Origin of the sequence: Pseudomonas sp. ACN5, from assembly GCF_002303975.1 — a bacterium.
Taxonomy (GTDB): domain Bacteria; phylum Pseudomonadota; class Gammaproteobacteria; order Pseudomonadales; family Pseudomonadaceae; genus Aquipseudomonas; species Aquipseudomonas laurylsulfatiphila.
In genome coordinates this window covers 1-1,077 of sequence record NZ_MRCP01000043.1, presented here as the reverse complement: position 1 = coordinate 1,077, position 1,077 = coordinate 1, and the positions used below count along the sequence as shown (strand labels likewise).

The following is a 1,077-nucleotide window of genomic DNA, read 5'->3' as shown; positions in this document are numbered from 1 at the left end:
CCAGCAGATTGCTGAGGGCCGTACGCCCTTCGACCACAGTGCCATTGAGCGACAGGTTCACCGCCTGGCCCGAAGCGGTGTCTGTCAGCCCGGAGGCTCCGGCCACCACGCCCAGTGCATAGGTCAGAGTGCCCGCCCCATCGGCGCCAAACGCCGAGTTGAAGTTGGCGGCATAGCTCTGGGTGGCGTCGGTCGTCAGTAGCGTCTCGTCCACTGTCAGCGTCGGCTCCGTGCCGGTGGTGCTGATGTTCGGTCCGTCGTCCTTGAACACCAGGTTCTGCCCGATGTTGAGGGTCGCCTGGGCGCTGTCGCCATCCCCGTCGGTCTTGGTCGCGGTCAGCGTCACCAGGTTGTCCGAAGTCAGGCTCGTCGAATCATCCGGATTGGTTGGGTCGGGATGCACCACGGCACGCAGTTGGTCAAGCGTGACGCTGCCATCGGCGGCGACACTGACCGTGAATACCAGCAGATTGCTGAAGGCCGTACGCCCTTCGACCACAGTGCCATTGAGCGACAGGTTCACCGCCTGGCCCGAAGCGGTGTCTGTCAGCCCGGAGGCTCCGGCCACCACGCCCAGTGCATAGGTCAGCGTCCCGGCACCATCAGCGCCAAACGCCGAGTTGAAGTTGGCGGCAAAGCTCTGGGTGGCGTCGGTCCCCAGTAGCGTCTCGTCCACTGTCAACGTCGGCTCCGCGCCGGTGGTGCTGATGCTCGGCCCGTCGTCCTTGAACACCAGGTTCTGCCCGATGTTGAGGGTCGCCTGGGCGCTGTCGCCGTCCCCGTCGGTCTTGGTCGCGGTCAGCGTCACCAGGTTGTCCGAAGTCAGGCTCGTCGAATCATCCGGATTGGTTGGGTCGGGATGCACCACGGCACGCAGTTGGTCGAGCGTGACGCTGCCATCGGCGGCGACACTGACGGTGAACACCAGCAGGTTGCTGAGGGCCGTACGCCCTTCGACCACAGTGCCATTGAGCGACAGGTTCACCGCCTGGCCCGAAGCCGTGTCCGTCAACCCGGAGGCTCCCGCCACCACGCCCAGTGCATAGGTCAGAGTGCCCGCCCCATCGGCGCCAAACG

1 protein-coding gene is annotated in these 1,077 nt (G+C 65.4%); it reads right to left on the bottom strand.

Translation table 11 applies throughout. The features are described 5' to 3' along the window. Nucleotides 1-1,077, bottom strand: a 1,077-nt coding sequence (locus BSF40_RS31310) for a DUF5801 repeats-in-toxin domain-containing protein (RefSeq protein WP_256589630.1), incomplete at both ends; no start/stop codon positions are given.